This window comes from Bradyrhizobium sp. Mp19, from assembly GCF_029952935.1.
Classification (GTDB): domain Bacteria; phylum Pseudomonadota; class Alphaproteobacteria; order Rhizobiales; family Xanthobacteraceae; genus Bradyrhizobium; species Bradyrhizobium elkanii.
Map to the genome: position 1 here is coordinate 1 of NZ_JASAUT010000089.1, position 23,554 is coordinate 23,554.

Here is a 23,554-nt window from a genome sequence, read left to right on the forward strand (position 1 = left end):
ACTGCACCAGCTGGTTGTCGACCGTATCCAGGCTCTCGCTGCTCTCCGTCAGGAACTCGCGCAACAGATCGTCCATGAAACCAACCTTCGAAAAACGCCGAAAACGCTGCGGCGCGCGACATCGACGCGCCGGCCGGAACTTGGGTCAGCTTCTCCGCAAAGCGTTTAAGTTTGGTTGAGTAATTGGAAAAGAACGGGATCAACAAAGAGATAAGGCCGCGCGATCGAATCGCGCGGCCGGTCGTAACCTTTGCTTAATGATGTTCCCGCAGCCGCGTTCAGGACGCTACGATAACGACCTTGTCGCCGTCGAGCGTCAGCGTCACTTTCAACCCGCAGGCTTCAGCCAGCAGGCGCGTGTAATGCGGCTGCACCGCATGCGCATCGACCGTGTTCGACGAGCTTGCATTGAGCAGGTCGACGATGTTCTGCGGCACCCGCGCATTGAGGCCCGCGGCCAGGATGCGGAAGCTCATCGTCTCCCCCTCGCCGACCGGATCGATCGTGAGCGTGCCGCCGCGCGGGATCGTCTGCTGCGCGATGACCAGCATGTTCAGCAGCAGCTTGACCCGGTTCTTGGGCAGCAGCAGCCGCGGCAAATTCCAGGTCAGCGTCACCTTGCCGTCCTCGATATGCCCCTTCGCCATGTTCTGGGCGTCGCCGAGGTCGATCTGCGCGCCGGAGGAACCGGCCGCGCCGAACGCCAGCCGGCAGAACTGCAGCCGCGCCGAAGCGGTCTTGGCGCTCTTGCGAATCAGATCGAGCGCGAAATCGCGGTCTTCGGGCTTGGGATTGTCGTCAAGGACCTCAAGCCCATTGACGATCGCGCCGACCGGACTGATGAGATCGTGACAGACCCGCGAGCACAACAGCGCCGCGAGTTCGAGCGCATCGGGAGCGGGACCGGGAGACGAAGTGCCAGACATCAATTGTTTCCTGGAAAGCCGCACGCCGACCGAGGAGTGCGAATCACGCATGCCTGTCGGCTTGATACACCGCGCAGACGGATGCTGCCAGCTTGCGGCAGGACTGATAAGGGAACACAAACAGGATATGCGACCCGCTGACATGAGACCCGCACATGAATAAGGCACAGCCGTCCCTGATCGGCTGCGAGGCCGCCGCGACGCTGCTCGAATCACTGACCGAACTGGTGATCCGGGCCGGCGAGGCGATCCTTGCAGTCAATCGTTCGACGATGAATGTTGCCGGCAAGGGCGACGGGTCGCCGGTCACCGAGGCCGATCTCGCCGCCGACCACATCATCGTCGAAGGCCTGACGCGGCTCGCGCCGCAGGTGTCGCTGCTCTCGGAGGAGCGCGTCCATCTGGCGACGCCGCCCTATAAGGACAGTTTCTTCCTGATCGATCCGCTCGACGGCACCAAGGAGTTCGTCGCCGGACGCAATGAATTCACCGTCAATGTGGCGCTGGTTACGCAAGGCGTGCCGCTGCTCGGCATCGTCGGCGCACCGGCGCTCGGCCTGATCTGGCGCGGCATCGTCGGCAAGGGCGCGGAGCGGTTGACGCTGCAGGGCGGCGCGGTTGCGCAGGCAGTGCCGATCAAGACCCGCCCCTGCCCGCCGCGCGGGGCGCCATGGACGGTGGCAGTGAGCCGCTCGCATGGCGATGCACGCACTGAAGCCTTCATCGATGAGCGCGGCGGCGCGGTCCGCGCCGTGCTGGGCTCGGCCGTCAAATTCGGCCGCGTCGCCGAGGGCGAAGTCGACATCTATCCCCGCCTGTCGCCGACATCGGAGTGGGATGTGGCGGCCGGTCACGCGGTCGTCGTTGCGGCCGGCGGCAAGGTCACCGATTCGAACGGCAGCCCATTGCATTTCGGGCTCGGCCGCGAAGACTTTCTGGTGCCGGAATTCATTGCCTGGGGCGACCCGGCCGCGGCGCCGTGATCACTGCGCGAGATTGTCTTCCAGCTCCGGCCAACGCGCCGCGGCTTCCTTCAAAAAGCGCGCGGGATCGGCGGCGAACGCGTCGCGGCTGCGTTCCCGGTTGAACAGGTAAAGCCTGTTCCCGACCACGGCCCAGAATCGCGGATTGCCCGCGCAGGTGACGCCCCGCACCAGATCGGTCGGATCGTAACCGCCGAATTGCGGGCCATAGATTTCAGGATGCGCCACGAACGAGGCGCGGTTGCCCTCGTTGCGGAAACGCCAGACCACGCCGCTCTCCGCGGCCTCGAATTCCGGCCGCCCTTGGGTGGCGGCGGCGTCGGTGAAATAGGCAACGGGATCGAATCCCTCGATCGCCAATCCGGAGTAGCGGTTCGTCACCACGCGCTCGGTTGTGGTGGCCTGAACAGGCAAGGACGGCCAGATGGCCGCCAAAATGCCCGCCAACAGGCCGAAAAACGCCATCCCCCGGCACGATCCATATCTTTCCTGCCGTTGTGCCGTCATAGTTGATACCGATAACATCCGAGTCGAGGGGACACCGGGCGCAACCTAGAGCCGTGCCTGTTGGCATCAGGTTAAAGGGCAGCGCCCGGATTTCGATAGCAGGGGTTCTTAATGACTTTCGCATCACGCCTTGCCGCGGTCGCGTTTGCCGCGCTGATGTGCTGGAGCGCAGGGGCGTCCGCGCAGCAGGGCCCGCCACCGCAATATCCGCCGCCACAGCGTGAACCGACCCCGTATACTTACGGGCCCGACGAACTGGTCAATGCCGGACACAAGTTCTTCGGCAACGTCTCGCGCGGACTCGCCTCGGTCATCGAGCGCGCCGTCAGCCAGTGGGGCCTGCCCAATGGTTATGTGCTCGGCGAGGAAGGCTCCGGCGCCTTCGTGGCCGGGCTGCGCTATGGCGAAGGCACGCTCTACACCAAGAACGCCGGCGACCTCAGGGTCTACTGGCAGGGTCCCTCGGTCGGCTTCGACTGGGGCGGCGACGGCGCGAGGACCATGACGCTGGTCTACAACCTGCCCTCGACCCAGGCGATCTATCAGCGCTTCGTCGGCATCGACGGCTCGGCCTATATCGTCGGCGGCTTCGGCATGACGGCGCTGACCGCCAACAACATCGTGCTGGTCCCGATTCGCTCGGGCATCGGCTTGCGGCTCGGCGCCAGCGTCGGCTATCTCAAATTCACCCCGCGCGCGACCTGGAACCCGTTCTAGAGCGTTTCCAGCGAAGTGGACGCCGGTTCGCGTCACGAATATGCGTCAAGACAGAATCCAGAGCCTCGTTCCGATTCAATCGGAACGAAGCTCGAGGTCGCAGCCCTGATCGGGCGATGAGGCCGGCGCTCCGGCACGGTTAGCAATTCAGGTTAACGCGGCAATCGGGCTGGCTTTCGGCCGGCCCGCCGTGGCATTGTGATTAACAAATTCCTTCTTTCCTTGGAGTGACCCTTCATGATCGAGCCGATCATGTACGCGGCGATCGGTTTCCTGATCTCGATGCTGTGCGGCCTGATGATCGTTCCGCTGGTGCATAACCGGGCGGTGCGGCTGACCACGCGCCGCATGGAGGCGGCCACCCCGCTGTCGATGGCCGAGATCCAGGCCGACAAGGACCAGCTCCGCGCCGAATTCGCCATGTCGGCCCGCCGGCTCGAGATGAGCGTCGACCAGCTCAAGAGCAAGACCACGAGCCAGCTCGCCGAGCTCGGCAAGAAGACCGATGCGATCAACCGCATGAAGATCGAGCTCGGCGAGAAGAACGCCGCGATCTTCGCGCTGGAAGCGCGCGAGAAGGCGATGAAGGAGCAGCTTCGCGCCACCGAGGAAGAGTTCTCGGCCAAGACCGAGCTGTTGCGCAACGCCGAGCAGGCGCTGACCGACAAGCAGGGCGAGCTCGGCAAGATCAACGCCGAGCTCAACGACCGCGCGATGACCGCCGACAGCCGCCAGATCGAACTGGTCGCGGTGCGGACCCAGGTCGAGGAGCTGAAGAACCGGGTCGGCGATGCCGCCAGGGAATTCGCGGCAACCGAAGCCCGCCTCGCCCAGGAGCGCAGCCAGTCGGAAACCGCGACGCGCGATCTCACCGACGCGCGCGGCCGGGTCGAGAATCTGAGCCAGCGCGTCACCGATCTCGATCGCCAGCTGGTCGCCCAGGTCAAGGAAGCCGAGATGCTCGGCAACCGGGTCAACGACCTCGAAACGCGGCTTGCGACCCAGGGCAAGCTGCTGGCCGAGCGCGAATTCGAGAACGGCCAGTTGAAGCAGGCCAACGCCGCCGCGGAGCGGACGGTGCAGGAGCTGCGCGAGGAGATCGCAGCAGTGGGCGGCGGCAAATCCTCCGCGCTCGACAGGCTGCGCCAGGAGAAGGCTCAAGTCGAGGAGCAGCTGCGCACCGTCAGCGACGAGCGCGGCAAGCTGCAGCGCGACATCAACGCGATCCAGCAGCAGGCCGAGAGCTCCTGGGCGACCGAGCGGATGGAGAATGCGCTGCTGCGCGAGCGCATCAACGACATCGCCGCCGAGGTGGCCAAGCTCGCGATCCAGCTCGAGGGCCCCAATTCAGCGATCGAGGCCATGCTGGCGGCGGAGCCGACGGTGCCGGCCAAGGCGGCGGCCAAGCCCGCCAACGGCGCCTCGCCGGGCAGCGGGATGCCCGAGGGCGGCGGCACGCTCGCCGAGCGCATCCGGGCGCTGCAGTCACACGCCTCCCGCGCCCGCCAGCAAGGCGCGTGATTCCCGCAGGGTTTGGCTTGACACCCCTACCCGGCACTTCGTAAATCGCACGCTCTGACGAAGCGCCCATTTTCGACCGGCCGCCGACCAGCGGCCTTTGGCACGTCACATCCCGGACGCATAGCTCAGCGGGAGAGCGTTCCCTTCACACGGGAGAGGTCCAAGGTTCGATCCCTTGTGCGTCCACCATTCCCTTTCGGGACCGCCTCATCAAAAATGTCGAAAACAACCCCATGCAAAGTAGCCGACGCGTTAGCGGCGGCGACCCGGCCTTTCCGGCTCACTGCCGGCGGCGGTGCGGGGCGGGTGACGGGTTGGCGGTGCGCCGGCTGAGTTCGCCGAGCAGGTCGCGAACGGCGCCGTCGAGTTCATCGGGTGGCGGGATGGCGTGATCGGAGGGCTGCGTGCCGGTCGGCCGATACCAGTTGCGGGCGGAGCTGTCGTCATTGGCGGCGAGAACATGCGGCGCGCGAACGTGAGCGCGCGGGGCGGACCGCCGCCGGCGGCGCGAGATCAGCTCGCGTACGCCGTACCCCGATACGAAACCGACCCCGGCGACGAGGACGACAATCAGAAACTCCAGCATTGCGGTGCCCCACAATCACCCTGCTGCGATGCAATAAGCGCGACAATGCGGCGGCGGCTTGACCGGGACGGTTCCTTTTCACGGTGTCGAGCAGAACGCCGCTCCACGGAGTCCTACGGGGTTTTGTTTGCGGGCCTCCTCGGCTACCTTCCGGGAACTCGCGGGGGCCGGGAGTCTGGATGCGCAAGGGCAACGACTACATTTTGAAGCTGCGGCCTTGGTCCTTGTCGACATTCGTCGTCGCCCTGCTTGCGGTGGTGCTGGCCACCGCGACGCAGGAGATGTTCGCGAGCTTCGGCATGCAGTTCTATTTCGCGGGCTTCGTGCCGGCGATCCTGATCGCCGGCCTGATGGGCGGCGCACCCGCCGGCGCCTTTGCCACGATCATCACGGTTCCGATCGTCTGGTGGGCGTTCATGCCGCCCTATTTCGAGTTTTCCTGGCCGACGGCCGACGACTACGACAGCCTGGCGATGTTCCTGCTGTCGAGCGCGCTCTTGGTCTGCTTCTCGCAGCTCTATCGGGAAGCGCTGGCAATTCTGCGGAAGTAGCGGACGGCGCAGGCCGCAACCGGCAGCCGGCGGTGCCGAGCCGGTTGCCCGCGCGGATCGTTCGCCCTCAGATCCCGAACATCCAGATCGCGACGATGGTGGCCAAGGTCGCCACGCCGCTGATGGTCCAGCCCACCGCGTAGAAGCTGTCCTCGGGGGCGGTGTCGAGCACCGTATTGGTGGTTTCCGTCATTGACCGCCAGCGCATGGCGTCTCTCCTCGGAACTCCTGCCCGGCCGGATAACGCGGCGCCCGGTTCCCGGTTCCGCCGGCTTCGCGGCGGCCATGCCGTTCACGCACAGCTCACGGACTGCTGATCGGCGCCGCGGAACCCTGCGACATTCTGTCCCGTTGAGGATCGCCGGAAACCAACTTGGGAGAATATCCGATGCGAACACTGATCCTCGCCGCCACCGCCCTTGCCTTCGTCTCGTCCACCGCGCTCGCGCAGGACAAGGCAGGCGGCAGCCCGGCCCCCGCCGCGCAAAGCGGCGACACGGCGACCAAGGGCGAGGCGGCCAAGGCGCCGAAGAAGAAAGCGAAGAAGACCGCCAAGAAATCGAGCGCCAAGACCGGTGCCGCCGCAACCGGCGCTGCCCCGACCGGCAGCGATGCCACCAAGCAATAAACAGAAACAATCGCGCTCGGTGATCCACTTGGCGATCACGGACTTGTCGAGCACGGACTTGTCGAGCACGGACTTGTCGAGCACGGAAAAGGCCGCCCGAAGGCGGCCTTTTTACTGTCTCGGTGCGGATGCTGCCTCGGCCAGTTACGTCGCAATCAAGTGCGCCGACCACCTCGGGCAGTGGAAGTTTGGATCAGTGGAAGTTGGTTCAGTGCAAGCTGGACCAGCGAGAGTTGGACCAGCGAATTCAGGTGCGGGAGGGGGAGCGAAAGAGTTGCGGAGCTGATAATCCGCACCGCCATCGGATCGTTCTGAAAATTGACCACCAGCTCCAGTAATTGCTCCACCTCCCGCACCTTCTGTTGTGCCGCGCGTGCAGGGACCACGCATGATCCAAACGGGCTATCACTGCAACGCGGAGAAAGATTCATCGATAGGCTTAATGCGGAGCGCCATGGTCGCGCCCGCTCGCGAGCCCGCTCTCGCGTAGCCGCTCGGCAAACCAGAGCGAAGTGGCGCTATCGATGGCTCCGCCGACATAGACCTCGGTAAAGCTCACCCCGCCTTGTCCGACGATCACCAGCACGCCCATCGCATAGGCGAACCAGACATTCGGATCGGTCAGCGCCTGCAGCTTGCGCTGATCGTGCTCGATCGGCTGGTGATTGCTGTCCTTGCGCAGTTCGATGGCCAGCAGATTGTTCGGGATGTCGCGCTGGTGCACGACGATATCGGGATAGATCGACTTGCCGAGATGGTCGTCGGTCGAGCTCCCCGAGCCGCGCGGCAGCCGCAGCGTGCGCTCGCCGAGCCGGTCGTAGTTGCAATCGACCTGCCAGCCGGAAAATTGCCGCTCGACATAGACCGCCAGCCGGTGAGTGAGCGTTCGCTCGCCGAGATCGCGCTCCAGCAGGAACATCTCCTGCGCATAGAATTCCTCCACCGCGGCGATCACCTTGTTCAGCTCGGTCTGCATCGACGCCTCCGACTGGACTGGCCACCGCCGTGGCTATTGAACTCGCGCCCCTACATCTGCACTTCGATCAGCCGCGGTCCCGGTTCGGCAATGGCTTCCGCGAGCGCCTTGTTGAACTCGTCGGCCGTCGTCACCGCCCTGCCCGGCACTCCCATACCCTTCGCGAGCGCGACGAAGTCGAGCGTCGGCCGATCGATCTTCAGCATGTCCTGCGCCCGCTTGCCCGGCTCGCCGGCGCCGACGCCGTCGAACTCGCCGCGCAGGATCTGGTAGATGCGGTTGGCGAACACGATGGTCACCACGTTGAGCCCTTCGCGCGCCTGGGTCCACAGCGACTGGATCGTGTACATCGCGCTGCCGTCGCCGACCATGCAGATCACCTTGCGGTCCGGACAGGCGACCGCGGCGCCGGTCGCCACCGGGGTCGAGAAGCCGATCGAGCCGCCCATGTTCTGCAGCCAGTCATGCGGCGCGGCCGCCGCCGTCGGCGGGAAGAAGCCGCGGCCGGTGGTGACGGATTCATCGACCATGATGGCGTTCTCGGGGATCGCGCACGCGATCGCCTGCGCGATCGTGGCATGGTTGAGCGCGCCGGTCGGCTTGACCAGCTCCGGGTGCTGCTGCGGCTTGACGTCCTGCGCGGTCGCATGCAGCGCATTGGCCAGCGCCTCGAGCGCTGCGACCGAATTCTCGCCCCAGGCGGTCATGCGATGCACCTCGCAGCCTTCCGCCTTCAGCATACTCGGCTTATTCGGATAGGCGAAGAACGCCACGGGATCGTTGGCCTCGACCAGCACGATGTGACGGAAATTCTTCAGGATCGGCAGCGCCTGCTCGATCACATAGGGGATGCGGTTGATCGAGAAGCGGCCGCGGCCGCGCGCCATGCGCGGGTGATAGGTCTGGCCCATCACCGTGCAGCCGGTCTTGCCGGCGATGCGCTCGGCGAGCGCCAGCCCGTGCTCGGTCAGCGCGCTGCCGGTGACGAGCAGCAGCGTATGCGCGGCATCGCCATGCAGGATCTTCGCCGCGGTATCGACCGCCTGCGGCGAGTAGCTCGGGCGCTGCGTGTCCACGGGCACCTCGGCGATGCCGTCGGCTTCGTTCCAGGCGGTGTCCGCCGGCAGGATCAGGGTTGCGATCTGCGGCGGCGCGCTCCTCGCCGCGGCGATCGCGGCCGCGCCGTCGGCGGCAACCGACTTGGCATCCGGCGAGGTGCGCACCCAGGACGACATCGGCCGCGCCAGGCCCTCGATGTCCGATGTCAGCGGCGCGTTGTAGCCGATGTGGTAGGTGGCATGCTGACCGACGATGTTGACGATGCCGGAATGCGCCTTCTTGGCGTTGTGCAGATTGGCAAGGCCGTTGGCGAGGCCGGGCCCGAGATGCAGCAGCGTCGAGGCCGGCGTTCCCTTCATGCGGAAATAACCGTCGGCCGCACCGGTCACCACGCCTTCGAACAGACCGAGCACGCAGCGCATGCCCGGGACCTTGTCCAGCGCCGCGACGAAATGCATCTCCGAGGTGCCGGGATTGGTAAAACAGACATCCACGCCGCCTGCGACCAATGTCCGCACCAGACTTTCCGCACCGTTCATGCTCTCGCTCCCGTTTCGAGATGTTCTTGAGGTCGCTCAGAGCATGGTCCGATCCGATTGAATCGGATCATGCTCGTATCCTTTTGTTTGGTCGCGTTTTCTTCACGCGAACCGTTGCCCACTTCGCTTGAAAACGCTCCAGCTTTTGTTTGGTCGCATTTTCTTGACGCGAACCGGTACCCGCTTCGCTCGAAAACGCTCCAGATCAATCATTCTTCAGCCGCTTCGTCAAAGGCTTGGCCGGACAATGCAGGTATCGCTTCCGATCTGTTGCCTTTTTAAACCGTGTTGTTCGAAAATGCCTGAGGTCACGGCTTCGTCGCTTGCGAAACGCCGGCAATTGTGGCCTCTCTGACTGCATATTTGATTGTTCGCGAGGACGACGACCATGCGCCCGATTGCCTTGATGTTTGCCGCGCTCACGATCCTGGCAGGTGCCGGCCAGGCCCACGCCCAGTTCTTCGACTCCCGCGGCTATCAGTCCGAAGCCCCGAGCTTCTTCGGCGGCGGCGGCGCAAGCCCGATCCCGCGCACCACCGTCAACTACCCGACCAACTACGCCCCTGGCACCGTCGTGGTGAACACCGCCGAGCGCCGGCTCTATCTGGTGCTGGCGAACGGCCAGGCGCTGCGCTACGGCATCGGCGTCGGCCGCGACGGCTTCCGCTGGAGCGGTGTCCACCGCATCTCCGCAAAGAAGGAATGGCCGTCGTGGACGCCGCCGTCGCAGATGCTGCGCCGCCGCCCCGATCTGCCGCGCCACATGAACGGCGGCATCGAGAACCCGCTCGGCGCGCGCGCGATGTATCTCGGCTCGACGCTCTACCGCATCCACGGCTCGAACGAGCCGGAGACGATCGGCCAGGCCGTCTCGTCGGGCTGCTTCCGCATGACCAATGACGACGTCACCGACCTCTATGGTCGCGTCTCGGTCGGCACCACCGTGGTGGTGAAGAACAACTGATCGCGTCGATTTCAACGGAACCAGGCGCCGCCATTCGGGAAGATCGCTGATCCCGCCTTGCGCTGCCGCAAACCTTGCGGCAGCGTTGTCATAATGCCCCAGCACCGTCCTTCGATCCTCGTCCTTCTCGCCGCAGCGCTCGCCGCTTGCCTCGCTGATGCCGCGGTGCCCGCGGTCGCCACCGAGATACCGGCGATCGCCGCGCGCCAGCGCAACGAGAAGAAAATCTTCACCGACGCCGAGATCGTCGAGGGCTTTCTGAAAACCGCGTTCGGCGCCGAATATCATCTCGCCGGGCGGGTCGACCGCATCCGCAAATATGACAGTCCGGTGCGCGTGTTCGCCGACGGCAGCCGCGCCGACCGCAAGGCCCAGCTCGCCAAGGTCGTCGCCGACATCCGCGCCAAGGTGCAGCATCTCGACATCGCGATGACCGACAACAGCGAAGCGGCCAATGTCGTGGTCAAGCTGGTGCGCGACCGCGAGCTCTACCGCACGATCGCGACCTTCTACGGCCAGGAGCGCGCCAGGGAAATCCGCTCCTCGCTCGACCCGCAATGCCTGTCCGGCTTCCGCAAGAACGAGAACTACGAGATCGAGCATTCCGACGTGATCCTCACCGTCGACAACGGCGATTTCGTCTTTCTCGACTGCGCCTATGAGGAGCTGTTGCAGTCGCTGGGCCCGATCAACGACACCGCCACCGTGCCGTGGACGATGTTCAACGACAACGTCTCGATGGGCTATTTCGACGTCTACGACCAATATCTGCTCAACCTGCTCTACGACCCCCGCATCAAGCCCGGCATGACCGTGCAGGAGGTCAAGGCCGTACTGCCCGCCGTGCTCGCCGACGTCCGCGCCTGGGTGGCGAAGGTGAACCATCTGGAGTGAGGGGTGGGCGGGTTTTTCCGCAAGCGACGAGCACGGACGCTCACGACAAATACAGCTGTCGTCCCTGCGGAAGCAGGGACCCATACGCCGCAGCGAATGTTGTAGTCGGAACTCGTCGTTCCAGCGCCGCGCAGCAATCTACATTTGTGGTTATGGGTCCCTGCTTCCGCAGGGACGACACTGGGTCTGTTGCGCCGCTTGCGAAGCATGCATCCGCATTCTCGCGACATGAGCATGCGATCTCCCCAATCGTCGTCCTGGCGAAAGCCAGGACCCATAACCACCGCATTTGATTGTGAACGGGATCGCGGCCCCAGCGTCGCGCAACAATCAACATTTGTGGTTATGGGTCCCTGCTCCCGTGCGCAATTGCGCACTAGGCAGGGACGACATCGAGTGTGTTGCACGAGTGAGGGAGCCGCCCGTGGACGGGTCCCACCTCCCCGCTTGACCTTGCCCCTGCGGCCGCCTCCATAGAGGCGCGGTCAGACGACGCGAGGTGATTCGATGAATGCTGCTGCCGCCCGTTTCCTCAGCCCGTCCGAAGCTGCAAGGCAGCTCGGCATCTCCGCGAAAGCGCTGCGCCTCTACGAGGAGCGCGGCCTGATTGCACCCGGCCGCACGCCGGCGGGATGGCGCGCCTATGGTCCGGCCGAGATGGCGCGCGGCGCCGAGATCGTCGAGCTGCGCGCGCTCGGCCTCAGCGTCGGTGAAGTGGCGCGGATCCTGAACGGCGACGCCGTCATTCTCGGCCGCGTGCTGGCCGCGCACGAGGCCACGCTCGAAGCGCGCATCCGCCAATGCGGCGACAGCATCACCAAACTGCGCCGGCTGCGCGCCGACCTCGGCGGCGGCAAGATGCCCGCGACGGGTGACATCATCGGCGCGGTCCGGACGCGGCCGGCGATCGGCGTCGCGTTCGATTTGCCGTGGCCGTGGGGCGGCGAGCGCTTCGAGTTGCGCGACATCAAACGGCTGAACTACATCGTCGGCCCGCTCGGCAGCGGCAAGACGCGCCTTGCACAACGGCTCGCCGAAGCCCTGCCCGGCGCCGGCTTCGTCGGGCTGGACCGCGCGGCCGATGGCGGCGCGGCCGTGCGTGCGCGCCTCGATGCCGACCCGGCGCACAACGCCAGGGTCGCGGCCAGCCTTGCCACCCTGCTGGCCGATGGCGCCGCGGACTCGCCGGCGCTGACCGCCCTGCTCGCGGCGTTCGAGGCCGGCGACGACGCGATTCTCGTGATCGACATGCTCGAGCAAGGGCTCGATGCGGCGAGCCAGGAAGCCGTCATCGCGCATCTGCGCCGCCGCGGACCCGAGGCCCGGCCGCTGTTCTTCCTGACCCGCTCCAACGCGATCCTGGATCTCGACGCGGTCGGCGACGATGAAGCGATCATCCTGTGCCCCGCCAATCACAGCCGGCCGATCTGCGTTACGCCCGTCCCCGGCGCGGCGGGCTATGAAGCGGTCGCGACCTGCCTCGCTTCGCCCGAGGTCCGCGCGCGCACCGAAGGCACGATCGCGTGGCGGCCGTCCTGACTTCTCGCATTGGTTGTATTATAATCGTATGACAATGCACGACGCAGGTCGGATGCGCGCCGGAAAAGTGTGCTATAAGCACGCGCGATGATCGAGCTTCCCCGTACCCAGGCCTTGCGTTGCTTCATCACGGTTGCCCGTGAGGGCACGGTATCGCGCGCAGCGGCGATGCTGAAACTGACCCAGCCTGCGGTCAGCCTGCAACTGAAGGCACTCGAGGAAAGCACCGGGCTGCAGCTGTTCAACCGCACCCCTGCCGGCTTCACCCTGACCGAGGCCGGCGCCGCCCTGCTGCCGCTGGCGCACCGGGCGGTGGCGGCCGCCTCCGACTTCAAGGCGATGGCGGACTCGCTGAACGAGGCGCAGCGCGGCACGCTGCGTGTCGGCACCATCCTCGACCCCGAATTCACCCGGCTCGGACCGTTCGTGCGCAGCCTTGCGATGTCCTCGCAGCGCACCGAGGTCTTCCTGCGCCATGGCGTGAGCGACGACGTGCTGGCGCAGATCGGCCGCGGCGAACTCGACGTCGGCTACTATGTCGACGCCACGCCTCAGGACCAGCTCGCCCATCACAGCTTCACCGAACGGACCATCGCTGACGGCCGCTACCAGCTCGCCCCGCTGCTTTGCTACGACTACCGGGTGATCGCACCGATCGCCTGGCGCGACCGGGTGATGGGCAAAGGCTGGGCCGAGCTCGCCGAGCTGCCCTGGCTCGCGACACCGCCGCACTCCGGCCACCGGCGGCTGCTCGACGACATCTTCCGCCCGCTCGGCGCATTGCCGAAGCGGATCGGCTACACCGACCAGGAAGAGGCGATGATCGACTTCGTCGAATCCGGCCTCTGCCTCAGCCTGGCGCGCGACAACGTGCTGGCGCCGCGGATGGCGCGGCCGCATCAGTTCGTGGTCGCCGACAAGGTGAAGCTGACCTGCGATCTCTCTTTCGCCAGCCTCGCCGCCCGCCGCCAGGAGCCGGTAATCGCCCACGCCTTCGCAAGCGTGCGCGCGGTATGGAATATCAAGCCGGCGATCGCCGGCGCCGGTCCGACGCGGACGCGGAAGGTCGCAAAGAACGTGTGAAAGGCGCACGAGCGTGCAGCTCAAGAAACGACTCTATCCACCTCGGCTTCCCGGACAAGACTAGCAGCGACGGGGGCGGCAGGTCAGCTTTGGGCCAATAGCAGTCCTCCGGTCTAAAAATAGCGCGATCACACCCCGCGCCGAATGACCTTCCAAGCCAGCCAACCAGCAACGAAGATTGACAGCGAACAGAATGCTACAGTCCCCCAGACACGGAGGTCAGGGTTTGTCTCGTTCAGCCAAACTAGTGCAGCCAAGCACAGCGACGCCGGGACAGTGCACGCCTGTGTCACAACAAACCGGCGTCGCAGTACGCGCGATGCGCGGGAGCTCCAGACAAAACTTTCAACCTCGAGCCTGCGGGAAATCGTATCGACTGGCTCTTGAGGATACCACTTTGCCAGCTCGCTCATGACGGACATAAAACCCCATCCGGCAATGCCGATTAGCGCAATTCCAAGTAGGCTTAAAATGAGCGACATCCTCGCTGCTCCAGTTCCTAATCGTCTAGCGCGTCAAACATTATAGTCCGCTCAGGGTTAAAAGCCGCCACGAGCGGGAGCCGCTGCGCCGGAAATTCCTATTCGGTGGATCGGCAGATCGTCGTGAGGCGATGACCTAGGCCGCAAACACCAGCGGTCTCGTCATGTCGACCATCGCCGGCACCAGCGACGGCGCTTCACAATCCTGCAGCGCGAGCTCGTTGACCAGCTCTCGCAGCCTTGGCGGCAGATCGGCGTAATCGCCGCGCAGAGCATGGCGCAGCCTCTCGCCAATCTCTTCGCAGATGGCGCGCGCGTGCTCGGACGCAATCGGATGATGCTTAGTCATGGACGTGGACCGCTTGCGATGGCCGCGCGCCGTCCCACTGCACTTCCGCAACCACGGATCCCGCATGTGCACATGCGATCAAGACGAGGATCCGAACAATGCTGAACATGGTTCGTACTCCCTTTTCCGGTTCTTCAATAACAGCAGGTCGTTGCCGCCCGATTAGGGAAACTGGTTCTCACGGCCTTTAAGGGATTGGTAAACGCGAGGTTCACGACCGGCGGAGCCCGATCAAGTGCTCCGGACGATGTCGGCCTCGCCATTCCCGTTTGTCGTTTCCGGCGCCTCAGCCGATCAGGGCAGAACTCCGGCAGGCGCAGACCTTGCCCGCGCCGCGCAGTGTCCCCAATCAGGGGGACAGACGAATCCGGCGGAATCAATATGATGCGCGAGCGGACGGCGGTCGGCTATCATCGGCCGCAGATAAAAAGAACCTGCTGGGAGGATTTGCAATGAAGCTGGCCATGGCCGGACTGTTGACATTTGCGAGCGCGATCCTGATTGCGCCGGACGCGCGTGCCGACATCAAGGTCGGCGTCGTGGTGTCCGGATCCGGACCGGGCTCGGCGCTCGGCCAGCCGCAGATGCGCACCATCGCCGCGCTGCCGAAGGAGATCGGCGGCGAGAAGGTCACCTATATCGCGCTCGACGACGAGTCCGACCCGACCAAGGGCACGCAGAATGCCCGGCGCCTCGTGATCCAGGACGGCGTCGACATCCTGATCGGCTCCTCGCTCACTCCGGTGACCATGCCGATGCTCGACGTCGCCGTGGAGAGCAAGACGCCGATCATCTCGCTCGCGGCGGCGACCGCGATCGTGCAGCCGATGGACGACCGCCGCCGCTGGGCGTTCAAGGTGGTGCCCAATGACGACCTGATGGCGGCGGCGATCCTGAAATACATCGCCAAGTCCGGCATCAAAACGCTCGGCTATATCGGCGTCTCCGACGGCTATGGCGAAGGCTATTACAAGGAGGTATCGCGGCTCGCCCCTCAGCTCGGCCTCACCGTGACGACGCATGAGGTCTATGCGCGCGCCGACACCAGCGCGATGGGCCAGGCGCTCAAGGTGATCGCGACCAATCCGGAAGCGGTGTTCATCGCCTCCGCCGGCACGCCGGCGGTGCTGCCGCAGGAGGCGCTGCGCAGCCGCGGCTATGCCGGCAAGATCTTCCAGACCCATGGCGTCGCGTCGGAGGAATTCATCAAGCTCGGCGGCGCCAATGTCGAGGGCGCGATCTTCACCGGCGAAGCCTTCACCATCGCCGACGATCTGCCGGCGAACGATCCGTTCCGCCAGGTGCGCGACGAGTTCGTGTCGTCCTACGAGAAGGCCAACGGCTCGAGGCCGAACATCTTCGGCGCGCATCTGTGGGACGCCGTCACGCTGTTCAAGCGGGCGGCGGCGAATGCGCTGAAGACCGCAAAGCCCGGCACGGCGGAATTCCGCGCCGCGCTGCGCGACGAGCTCGAGCGTGGCAAGGACGTCTACCTGAACAACGGCCTCTCGACGATGAGCCCGACCGACCACAACGGCTATGACGAGCGGTCGGCGTTCCTGATCAAGGTCGAGGGCGGCAAGTTCCGGCTGGTGAAGTAGAGCGTCACCTCTTGCGCGCCACGATGTAGGGGCGGTGATCGTCGCCCCTCGTCGCATGGTTCTCTGCAGCAACAATCTCGAACCCGCCGGCACCCAAGAACTCGCGCAGTCTCTCGGACGTGAACACGCCTGCATGGGGCGCCATTCCGATCGCGCGCATCGCCGGCAGCACAAGCCGGACCAGCGGGTTCATCTCACCAACACAGGGCGTCTTGGAAATGAAAACGCCATCTGCCACCAGCAGCGCGTGAATCCGGCAGAGAGTGCCATGCAGGTCCCGAATCAGATGGAGGTAGTTGAACCCCAGGATGGCGTCGAACGGTCCAGCGTCGACCGCAGTGGTATCGGCAGTCGCGACCCGGAACGTCAGACCCCGGATCGGCGTCGTCGCGTGCTTCTCATTGGCGATCGCAATCATCTCCGCCGAAATGTCGGTGGCGAGATAACTCTCGACGCCGCCGGCGAGCCGGAGCGCCGTGGTGCCGGTCCCGCAACCGAGCTCCAGCACACGATCGCTGGATTTCAAGAGTGCGCGGGTCCGGTCCAGCGTGCGCTCATATTCGGCCGGCGCTGCGACCGGCCGCGCGGCATATTTGCGTGCAGCCCGGTCCCAGAAGCGGGAGTCGCTTTCGATGGTCAAGACGGGCAAATCCTCCGGGCGCGTGCGGGCTCAAAGACCATGAGCAGTCTGCACCCACCCAGGTCAATTCCGTCAAAATGTCGCGCTAGCCTGCTCCAGTCTCGAAATCCCCCTGCGTCACACCTTGCCCTTGCCCGCCGCGCAGATGCCCTTCAGCGCCTGCCATTCGGCCGGTGACAGCAGCGGCTGGCCGCTGGCCGGGCCGGCGGCATCGGCCTTGTCCATGCGGGCGAGGCGGTCCTCGGTCAAGGGATGGCTGGAGACCAGCGAGAGCCCCTTGCCGCCCTCCTGGCCGGTGACGCGGAACATCAGCTCGCCCATCGGCTTGGCCGGACGGCCGAGCTTGTGCATGGTCTCGATCGCGAAGCTGTCGGCGTTGGTCTCGGCATCGCGCGAATAGGACGACGTCACCAGCGAGCGCGAGGCGAAGATCAGCGCGCCCGAGCCGGTGACATCGCCGAACAGCAGCCCGATCAGGAACGAGGTGCCGCCATTGTGGATCAATTCGCGCATGCTGTCGCGGTGGCGGAGATGGCCGAGCTCATGCGCCAGGACGCCGGCGATCTCGTCGGGGTTCTCGGCTTTCTCCAGCAGCCCGTCGAACAGATAGACCTTGCCGCCGGGCAGCGCGAAGGCGTTCGGCACCGACGTCGCCAGCACGCCCGACTGCACCGAATTGTCGAAGCCTGCGGACTGCCGCAACTTGCCGACCAGCTTTGCGAAGGCCGCCTGGCCGGCCGGGTTGCTGCACGGCTTGCCGTCGAACAGCACCTTGACCTGCGCCTCCGCGACATCGCCGATGCGACGCTCGAACGAGTCGGGCACCAGCGGGGTCAGCCGCTCGGCGGCCAGCGGCACGCCGAACAGCACCACCAGCACGATCGACGCCGCGGCCGCGAGCGACCAGCCGACGATCGCGGCGACGCCCCTGCGGTTCGGCAGTCCCTCCTCGAGCGTGTCGCAGCGCGCGACGAGCGCGGCGATCAGCCCGGCGTCGCGGATATCGAGCCGCGCCAGAGGCGGTGCGGTGAGGCAGCTCAGCCGCAACAGGCCGGACGGGCTGTCGGCGCGGCGGATGTCGTGAAACGCCCAGCGCGCGAGCAGCTCGCCGTCTTCCCTGATCTCCAGCGCATCGGACAGTCTGAGCGCAACGATGCGCCGCCGGTTCGACAGACCGTCGAAGAAGACGCCGCCGGGATTAGGCAGCGCCGCGGAATTGGTCTGGTCGGAATCGGATTCCATGTAGCTAGAAACCCCCGACGTCGAGGCCGTCGGCAAAACCTTCGCCGAGCGCATTGGCGAGCTCGCCGCGCGCGGTGACGTTGGCCGCCGCCCCGATGTTGTGCACGATGGTCGAGGACAGCACCCGGACCCAGAGATCGCGCATCAGATAGACCCGCAACACCACGTTCAGCGCCAGCGCGAAGGCGAGATAGCCGATGCCGAGCAACACGATCAGCGGAATGCTCTTGGCGAACGCCTCGGTCCTGAAGAAATCCGCGATCGAGGAGCCGTCCATGCTGGCGACCAGCAGGGTGCAGAGCGCGAGATAGGCCGCGAACAGCAGGCCGAGCAGCACGACCCAGCCGATCACCTTCCAGTACAGGCCGATCAGCGCGCCACGGCGGAGGGTGGATTCCAGCCTCACTTCGCCGAAGCGGATGCCCGACAGCCACCAGCGCCACTCGACCGCCTTGAACGCGGCATAGGCGAACGGGGCGAAGATCGTGCTGTAGAGCGCGAACGGCATCAGGACCCAGAGCCACCAGCCCCGCGCGAAGAACTCCCAGCCGCGGCCCTCGAACGAGCCTTGCAGGTCGCCGTAATAGGAGTGCCGCATCTTGTAGCGTTCGAGCGCCGCCTCGCGCCACGGCAGCGCGAGGCCGAGCGTGATCACGACCAGCACGCCCCAGAGCGAGGCCTTGAGCGCATAGACCCAGCCCGAGCCGCTCATCCAGAAGCGGACGCCGCGCCACACCGTGCGGGTCAGCCGGTAACGCCGCGCGCGATAGATCGCGAACTGGCCGAACAAATAGAAGAAGGCGACCAGCGGCAGCGAGGCGAACGCCTTGAGATGCTCCGCCTCGATGCCGATCAGGAAATAGCCGAGATAGATCGGCACCAGGATCGCGAGCGCGACCAGGAAGCCGATCAGGAGCTCCTTGCCGCGGCCGGTATATTCCGGCGCGTCGCCATCGATCTGGCTGTTCGACCACAGGTGACGGCGGATGTCGGTGGTGAGCCAGAACCGGTAGAAGCCGACCGTGACCAGCTCGAGCCCGGCGCCGCGCGCGACCAGGCGAAAGAACTCCTTCCGGTTCCCTGAAAACGCCACCGGCATCGGCGGCGGGGCCGGTTGCGGCGGCGGCTGCGGCGGCCCCTGCGGGGTCCAGCTCATGTCGTTCACGGGATGGCTCCTGGACGGGACAATCTCTGGGTTATCAAAAGCACAGATTTGTCGTCGCGAGTGTGATCCAGGTTTCACACAAGGTCGAGAGCCGAGGCGGTTTTTTGGCGCGGTGCAGTTGGCTTTGCCTTAACGAGATTGCCGGAAACCGTGTCCGCACTCCGGCAAACCCGGCGCGGTTCACTTTCTGAGATGGTCCTCCGGGATGGCCAGGATTGCTCTTCTCGCCGAAACGCGCCGCATCTTGCCGCATGAGACTGCGACCGCAGTTCGCTATCGCAGCTTGCCGAGCCACAGCGCGGTGAGCGCCGAGCGATTGCGCACGCCGAACTTGGCGTAGATCGACCTGACGTGGAAGTGCGTGGTGTTCGGACTTTGATCAAGCCTCTGCGCGATCTGCTTTTCCGTGTGCCCGTCGAGCAGTGCGAGCAACACCCTGCGTTCAGCAGGTGTCAGGGCTGCATTGGCGATGAGCAGGCCGTGGCTGAGCAGTTGCTGACGGTGAAACCATCTCAACCCGCGCATCACGAAGCCCAGACGCTGGCCGTCCTGCGCCGAGAAGCGAGGGGCCTCCGCATCGCGAAATACGAACAGGCGAATCCTCACGTCGTCATTGAGCGCAATGCGCACGGAAATGCTGTCGGCGAAGCCGACGTCCAAATAGTGCCGCCGATAGTGCTCGCCCTCGAACCATTCCGGCGGCAGCGCTTCGAACAACAGGCGGACGCGGAACGGCTCATCTCCCGACATGGAAAGGATCTGAGACAGGTCGACGTCGCGGGACCAGAGCGTATCGAACTGCTTCTGCACGGATGCTGCCACCGCCGGTATCGGGTCCAGCACCCGGACGAGGCGCGGACGCCAACCGAGCAAGGGATCGGCCCGCTTCGGCGAAGGCAATCGCACGACAACACCCCATAGCACATTGCGTGCCGACAACATGGTACGCAGTGCGGCTAGCAGATGTGTCAGTGCGGCGTCGCCGTCGCCGACGGAGAACTCGGCCAGCCGATCCCAGAGTGCATAGACATCTTGATTCTGCGGATTGGTGGAATCCGTGGATAGATACATGTCCCCCCCGAAACAAGTGCGCAGGTCACCGACCTTCGAGCAAGCATAGGAGACACCGGACCACCTTTCTAGGTAGTTCCCAGGCGCATCACGTGGCGCGATATTCAGTGCGGGTGTTGGGAAGACTGGCCTTCTCACCGTCACGATATTCGGAGATTAACGATGCGCACAGCAACGGGCGCGCGCCGGCTTGACACGCCCGACGACGACCGGACGGAGCGGCGGTGGCGTCTCGGCTTTTTCATCGCCCTATCATGCGCCGTTTTGATTGCACTCGCGGGGTTCGCGCAGGAGCAAACTGCTGAAGCGTTGATCCGACCCACTGGCCCGCTGCCGGCGATCAACATTCCCTGATCGAGGCGCTGTTGGCGCACCATTTGCCTGGAGCCGAGATTTCATTTGCATTGGAAGCACGACGCTCGCTAGCGCCCAGTCATTAGCCAACTCCTGGAGATCATCATGCGCGCCGTTGCAATTGCTGCGATTGCAAACGCTTTTGTCCGCGTATTCCCCGCATCGTCATTGCAAGCAAACGTCCTCAAGCAGACCGCGATGCTCTGTGGAGCGGCCCTCTTGGTGTGGCTGCTGTTGGTGACTTATGGGCTGGATCTCAGTGCCGGATTCTTCTAGCCGATCAGCATCCAATTTTTGCGTTTGCTTCGGTATCCAGCCCCCTTGAGCCACATGTGCAGGGGTCGTCGCGCTCTTCAGGGGCAAGTTCATAGAAGGACGCGAAAATGCCCTGCTCAGACGTTTTGCTCTGCGGCTCGAAGTCCTGGGTTGAAGCTGCCGGCTATCTCGCATCGCTTCTCGTCCTCGCCACGTTTTGCATGAAGACGATGCTCCCGCTCAGGATCGCGGCCATCTTGAGCAATGTCGCGTTCATCGCATACGCGTTCTTCAACGGCTTGTATCCAATCCTCATCCTTCACTCGGTTCTGCTGCCTCTTAACGTCATCCGAACAGTCCAAATGCTCCGCCTCAGGCGAATTGTGGAGCAGGCATCCAAGGGCGAGTTCACAACCGAACCGCTATGTCCGTTCATGAAATCCGCGACGTGGAAGGCCGGGGAGATCATTTTCAGGCAAGGCGATTACGCCGATCGCATCTATCTGCTTGCAAAGGGAAGCGTACGCCTGAATGAAATCGATCTCGTTCTAGGGGCGGGAGAGCTGTTCGGGGAAATTGGCGTTTTCTCGACGGCACATGAGCGCACCCAGACGGCCCAGGCAATTTCCGATGTCGAGCTGCTCTGGCTCACCGAGGGCGAGCTCGCCCAGGTGTGCCATGCGGATCCTGCCCTGGCTTTCCACTTCCTGAAGCTGTCGATCAACCGCCTGCTGGCCAACACGGGACGCCAGCCGGGTCGTTCCTTCGTGGTCCCAACACCCCCGGCCGGCGAGAACGAGCTTCGAACCTCAACGAGGGAAATACATACTTACCGATCAGGTGATGGAACGACCAGCAAGGACGCCGCCGCAAGCGAGGACAGGTGCGATGAACAGATGGATCTTGTCGGCATGCCTTCTGGCGCTCACGGCAGCTCCGGCTGCTGCCGTCGACGTGCGGCTGGATTCCTATCGCAATCCGAAAAATGAGAACTTTCGCATCTTCAATCATATGTACCTGGACGGCGTCAGGGGCGGCCTGATGGCTTCCAATGCCTGGCTGAAACGGCATGGCGGCCAATTGTTGTTCTGCATGCCCGACGACCTCGCACTGAGCAGCGAGCAGACCGAAGAGATCATGCTGAAGTCCGCCGACAAGCGGTCGGCGAAAGGCGAGATGGTGATCGCCCTCCTGCTGCTGTGGGGGATGCAGGACACCTACCCCTGCGAAAAATCCGCCGGCGAGAAGACCGGCAGTCAATAAACGGCGCCCGCGCCGTTCGCACGCCGCCGCCCGACCAAATCAAACGCCGTTTCAAACGGGCGTGGTCGCCGCCGCGGCCCCTTCACCACCGGAAAAGCCCGGATTCGGCCGCTTTGGTCTGACATCAATGCGGCCAAATGCGCGTCGAGAGCCCTTGCGCAAACCGCCGAATGGGAATGTAATTCGGTAAAACATGCCGAGCCGGCCATGCCCCGGCAGCTCAAACGGTTGAGGAGCCGCTCATGCACGGGACCATCGATCTCGTCGACAACACGAATCTGGAGGCCGCACGCGAACGCGCCAATTCGCTTGCGCTTTCGGACTACGATCCCGGCAATCCCGAGCTGTTCAAGACCGATACCTTCTGGCCGTATTTCGACCGGCTGCGCCGCGAGGATCCGGTGCACTACTGCAAGGACTCGATGTTCGGTCCGTACTGGTCGATCACCCGCTACAACGACATCATGGACATCGAGACCAACCATTCGGTGTTCTCCTCGGCCGCCTCGCTCGGCGGCATCACCATCCGCGACGTGCCGCCGGATCTGCGCCGCGAAAGCTTCATCGCGATGGACCAGCCACGCCATTCCGCGCAGCGCAAGACCGTGGCGCCGATGTTCACGCCGACCCATCTTGACGAGCTCGCCACCAACATCCGCAAGCGCTCGACCGAGTGCCTCGACAATCTGCCGCGCGGCGAGGTGTTCGACTGGGTCGACAAGGTCTCGATCGAACTGACGACCCAGATGCTCGCGGTGCTGTTCGACTTCCCCTGGGAAGACCGCCGCAAGCTGACGCGCTGGTCCGACGTCGCGACGACCCTGCCCGGCGCCGGCGGCCTCGTCGCCACCGAAGACGAGCGGCAGGCCGAGCTGATGGAATGCGCGAGCTATTTCGCAAGGCTGTGGAAGGAGCGCGCGAGCCAGCCGCCGAAGAGCGATCTGCTCTCGATGATGGCGCACAGCGACGCCACGCGGAACATGGACCCGAAGAACTTCCTCGGCAATCTGATCCTGCTGATCGTCGGCGGCAACGACACCACGCGCAACACGCTGTCCGGCAGCATCTATGCGCTGAGCAAGCATCCGGAGCAGTACCGCAAGCTGCGGGAGAACCCGGCGCTGATCGACAGCTTCGTGCCCGAGGTGATCCGCTGGCAGACGCCGCTCGCCCATATGCGGCGCACCGCGCTCGCCGACTACGAGTTCCGCGGACGCCAGATCAAGAAGGGCGACAAGGTGGTGATGTGGTACGTCTCGGGCAACCGCGACGAGGAAGCGATCGAGAAGCCCTACGAGTTCCTGATCGACCGCGCCCGGCCGCGCACCCACATCTCGTTCGGCTTCGGCATCCACCGCTGCGTCGGCCTGCGGCTTGCCGAGCTGCAGCTCAAGATCATCTGGGAGGAGATCCTCAAGCGCTTCGACACCATCGAGGTGGTGGACGAGCCGCAGCGGGTGTATTCCAGCTTCATCAAAGGCTACGAGACGCTGCCAGTGCGCATCGCCGCCTGACGCGTAACGAAAACAGCAAGTTGAGTTTGAACTGCGACCACGACGAGGCTGCGCCCCCTCTCCCGCTTGCGAGGGCTTTGCGCAAAGGCGAATCTGCGATTCTCTAAGACCGATCTGAAGGGGGAGGCGGGGATGGCGTATCGGC

At 64.6% G+C, this 23,554-nt stretch carries 27 protein-coding genes and 1 tRNA gene; 16 read left to right on the top strand and 12 right to left on the bottom strand.

The window, feature by feature from the left end:
• Positions 1 to 278 precede the first annotated feature (278 nt).
• The gene (locus QJT82_RS42295; RefSeq protein ID WP_028344110.1) at positions 279 to 926 is read right to left on the bottom strand and encodes a histidine phosphotransferase family protein; all 648 of its coding nucleotides are present in this window, start codon (positions 924 to 926) and stop codon (positions 279 to 281) included.
• A 155-nt stretch (positions 927 to 1,081) separates the two neighbouring features.
• On the opposite strand from QJT82_RS42295, the gene cysQ reads away from it, so the two are divergent.
• A complete protein-coding gene (cysQ, locus tag QJT82_RS42300; RefSeq protein ID WP_028344111.1) occupies positions 1,082 to 1,909 on the top strand; it encodes a 3'(2'),5'-bisphosphate nucleotidase CysQ in 828 nt (275 codons plus the stop codon).
• Here cysQ and QJT82_RS42305 read toward each other — a convergent pair whose 3' ends face one another.
• The gene (locus QJT82_RS42305; RefSeq protein WP_028344112.1) at positions 1,910 to 2,374 is read right to left on the bottom strand and encodes a YHS domain-containing (seleno)protein; all 465 of its coding nucleotides are present in this window, start codon (positions 2,372 to 2,374) and stop codon (positions 1,910 to 1,912) included.
• Positions 2,375 to 2,527: 153 nt separating this feature from the next.
• On the opposite strand from QJT82_RS42305, the gene QJT82_RS42310 reads away from it, so the two are divergent.
• From QJT82_RS42310 to QJT82_RS42320, 3 genes are all read left to right on the top strand, one after another.
• Entirely contained in the window at positions 2,528 to 3,133 is a 606-nt protein-coding gene (locus QJT82_RS42310; protein ID WP_016843676.1) for a DUF1134 domain-containing protein, read from the top strand.
• 237 nt (positions 3,134 to 3,370) lie between these two features.
• Entirely contained in the window at positions 3,371 to 4,654 is a 1,284-nt protein-coding gene (locus QJT82_RS42315) for a hypothetical protein (RefSeq protein WP_028344113.1), read from the top strand.
• A gap of 114 nt (positions 4,655 to 4,768) precedes the next feature.
• Positions 4,769 to 4,843 (top strand) — tRNA-Val (locus QJT82_RS42320).
• A gap of 91 nt (positions 4,844 to 4,934) precedes the next feature.
• Here QJT82_RS42320 and QJT82_RS42325 read toward each other — a convergent pair.
• Entirely contained in the window at positions 4,935 to 5,240 is a 306-nt protein-coding gene (locus QJT82_RS42325) for a hypothetical protein (RefSeq protein WP_028344114.1), read from the bottom strand.
• A gap of 179 nt (positions 5,241 to 5,419) precedes the next feature.
• Between QJT82_RS42325 and QJT82_RS42330 the strand changes: the two genes are divergently transcribed.
• The gene (locus QJT82_RS42330) at positions 5,420 to 5,791 is read left to right on the top strand and encodes a DUF4118 domain-containing protein (protein WP_016843685.1); all 372 of its coding nucleotides are present in this window, start codon (positions 5,420 to 5,422) and stop codon (positions 5,789 to 5,791) included.
• 67 nt (positions 5,792 to 5,858) lie between these two features.
• Here the strand turns inward: QJT82_RS42330 and QJT82_RS42335 are convergent, their stop codons facing one another.
• Positions 5,859 to 5,999: a hypothetical protein gene (locus QJT82_RS42335; RefSeq protein ID WP_016843686.1), complete on the bottom strand. Its 141-nt coding sequence runs from the start codon at positions 5,997 to 5,999 to the stop codon at positions 5,859 to 5,861.
• 180 nt (positions 6,000 to 6,179) lie between these two features.
• On the opposite strand from QJT82_RS42335, the gene QJT82_RS42340 reads away from it, so the two are divergent.
• A complete protein-coding gene (locus tag QJT82_RS42340) occupies positions 6,180 to 6,419 on the top strand; it encodes a hypothetical protein (protein ID WP_245288896.1) in 240 nt (79 codons plus the stop codon).
• A 155-nt stretch (positions 6,420 to 6,574) separates the two neighbouring features.
• On the opposite strand, the gene QJT82_RS42345 is transcribed toward QJT82_RS42340, so the two are convergent.
• From QJT82_RS42345 to QJT82_RS42355, 3 genes are read right to left on the bottom strand one after another with little or no spacing between them, the layout of a single operon-like run.
• Positions 6,575 to 6,805 carry a hypothetical protein gene (locus tag QJT82_RS42345; protein ID WP_155258760.1) on the bottom strand — a complete coding sequence of 77 codons (231 nt, stop codon included), beginning with the start codon at positions 6,803 to 6,805 and terminating at the stop codon, positions 6,575 to 6,577.
• Positions 6,806 to 6,858: 53 nt separating this feature from the next.
• On the bottom strand, positions 6,859 to 7,395 hold the full coding sequence (locus QJT82_RS42350) for a hypothetical protein (RefSeq protein WP_028344116.1): 537 nt from the start codon (positions 7,393 to 7,395) through the stop codon (positions 6,859 to 6,861).
• Positions 7,396 to 7,445: 50 nt separating this feature from the next.
• Entirely contained in the window at positions 7,446 to 8,993 is a 1,548-nt protein-coding gene (locus QJT82_RS42355; protein WP_028344117.1) for an acetolactate synthase large subunit, read from the bottom strand.
• A 388-nt stretch (positions 8,994 to 9,381) separates the two neighbouring features.
• On the opposite strand from QJT82_RS42355, the gene QJT82_RS42360 reads away from it, so the two are divergent.
• From QJT82_RS42360 to QJT82_RS42375, 4 genes are all read left to right on the top strand, one after another.
• The gene (locus QJT82_RS42360; protein WP_035633276.1) at positions 9,382 to 9,957 is read left to right on the top strand and encodes a L,D-transpeptidase; all 576 of its coding nucleotides are present in this window, start codon (positions 9,382 to 9,384) and stop codon (positions 9,955 to 9,957) included.
• Positions 9,958 to 10,050: 93 nt separating this feature from the next.
• A complete protein-coding gene (locus QJT82_RS42365; RefSeq protein ID WP_028344119.1) occupies positions 10,051 to 10,851 on the top strand; it encodes a DUF2927 domain-containing protein in 801 nt (266 codons plus the stop codon).
• Positions 10,852 to 11,358: 507 nt separating this feature from the next.
• Positions 11,359 to 12,390 carry a MerR family transcriptional regulator gene (locus tag QJT82_RS42370; RefSeq protein ID WP_028344120.1) on the top strand — a complete coding sequence of 344 codons (1,032 nt, stop codon included), beginning with the start codon at positions 11,359 to 11,361 and terminating at the stop codon, positions 12,388 to 12,390.
• 87 nt (positions 12,391 to 12,477) lie between these two features.
• Entirely contained in the window at positions 12,478 to 13,473 is a 996-nt protein-coding gene (locus QJT82_RS42375; protein WP_018273276.1) for a LysR family transcriptional regulator, read from the top strand.
• 618 nt (positions 13,474 to 14,091) lie between these two features.
• Here QJT82_RS42375 and QJT82_RS42380 read toward each other — a convergent pair.
• Complete coding sequence (locus QJT82_RS42380; RefSeq protein WP_028344121.1) at positions 14,092 to 14,304, bottom strand: hypothetical protein; 213 nt, start codon at positions 14,302 to 14,304, stop codon at positions 14,092 to 14,094.
• 452 nt (positions 14,305 to 14,756) lie between these two features.
• On the opposite strand from QJT82_RS42380, the gene QJT82_RS42385 reads away from it, so the two are divergent.
• A complete protein-coding gene (locus QJT82_RS42385; protein WP_028344122.1) occupies positions 14,757 to 15,905 on the top strand; it encodes an ABC transporter substrate-binding protein in 1,149 nt (382 codons plus the stop codon).
• A 4-nt stretch (positions 15,906 to 15,909) separates the two neighbouring features.
• Here the strand turns inward: QJT82_RS42385 and QJT82_RS42390 are convergent, their stop codons facing one another.
• The 4 genes from QJT82_RS42390 to QJT82_RS42405 all read right to left on the bottom strand — a co-directional run bounded on the left by QJT82_RS42390 (position 15,910) and on the right by QJT82_RS42405 (position 20,161).
• Positions 15,910 to 16,545, bottom strand: coding sequence for a class I SAM-dependent methyltransferase (locus QJT82_RS42390; protein ID WP_028344123.1), 636 nt, complete (start codon positions 16,543 to 16,545; stop codon positions 15,910 to 15,912).
• A gap of 117 nt (positions 16,546 to 16,662) precedes the next feature.
• The gene (locus QJT82_RS42395) at positions 16,663 to 17,787 is read right to left on the bottom strand and encodes a M48 family metallopeptidase (RefSeq protein WP_051448128.1); all 1,125 of its coding nucleotides are present in this window, start codon (positions 17,785 to 17,787) and stop codon (positions 16,663 to 16,665) included.
• A gap of 4 nt (positions 17,788 to 17,791) precedes the next feature.
• Complete coding sequence (locus QJT82_RS42400; RefSeq protein WP_028344125.1) at positions 17,792 to 18,943, bottom strand: DUF898 family protein; 1,152 nt, start codon at positions 18,941 to 18,943, stop codon at positions 17,792 to 17,794.
• Between the two features lie 282 nt (positions 18,944 to 19,225).
• Positions 19,226 to 20,161, bottom strand: a complete 936-nt coding sequence (locus QJT82_RS42405) for a helix-turn-helix transcriptional regulator (protein ID WP_259244675.1) — start codon at positions 20,159 to 20,161, stop codon at positions 19,226 to 19,228.
• Positions 20,162 to 20,185: 24 nt separating this feature from the next.
• Here QJT82_RS42405 and QJT82_RS42410 point away from each other — a divergent pair, with 24 nt between their 5' ends.
• The 5 genes from QJT82_RS42410 to QJT82_RS42430 all read left to right on the top strand — a co-directional run bounded on the left by QJT82_RS42410 (position 20,186) and on the right by QJT82_RS42430 (position 23,409).
• Positions 20,186 to 20,377 (top strand): hypothetical protein, encoded by a 192-nt coding sequence (locus tag QJT82_RS42410; RefSeq protein ID WP_028344127.1) that lies wholly within the window; start codon positions 20,186 to 20,188, stop codon positions 20,375 to 20,377.
• Between the two features lie 105 nt (positions 20,378 to 20,482).
• The gene (locus QJT82_RS42415; RefSeq protein ID WP_196238243.1) at positions 20,483 to 20,653 is read left to right on the top strand and encodes a hypothetical protein; all 171 of its coding nucleotides are present in this window, start codon (positions 20,483 to 20,485) and stop codon (positions 20,651 to 20,653) included.
• 107 nt (positions 20,654 to 20,760) lie between these two features.
• Positions 20,761 to 21,621: a cyclic nucleotide-binding domain-containing protein gene (locus QJT82_RS42420; protein WP_080686963.1), complete on the top strand. Its 861-nt coding sequence runs from the start codon at positions 20,761 to 20,763 to the stop codon at positions 21,619 to 21,621.
• Positions 21,587 to 21,895 carry a hypothetical protein gene (locus tag QJT82_RS42425; protein ID WP_245288898.1) on the top strand — a complete coding sequence of 103 codons (309 nt, stop codon included), beginning with the start codon at positions 21,587 to 21,589 and terminating at the stop codon, positions 21,893 to 21,895. The genes QJT82_RS42420 and QJT82_RS42425 overlap by 35 nt, the downstream gene beginning before the upstream one ends.
• 242 nt (positions 21,896 to 22,137) lie before the next feature.
• Positions 22,138 to 23,409, top strand: coding sequence for a cytochrome P450 (locus QJT82_RS42430; RefSeq protein WP_028344129.1), 1,272 nt, complete (start codon positions 22,138 to 22,140; stop codon positions 23,407 to 23,409).
• Positions 23,410 to 23,554 lie beyond the last annotated feature (145 nt).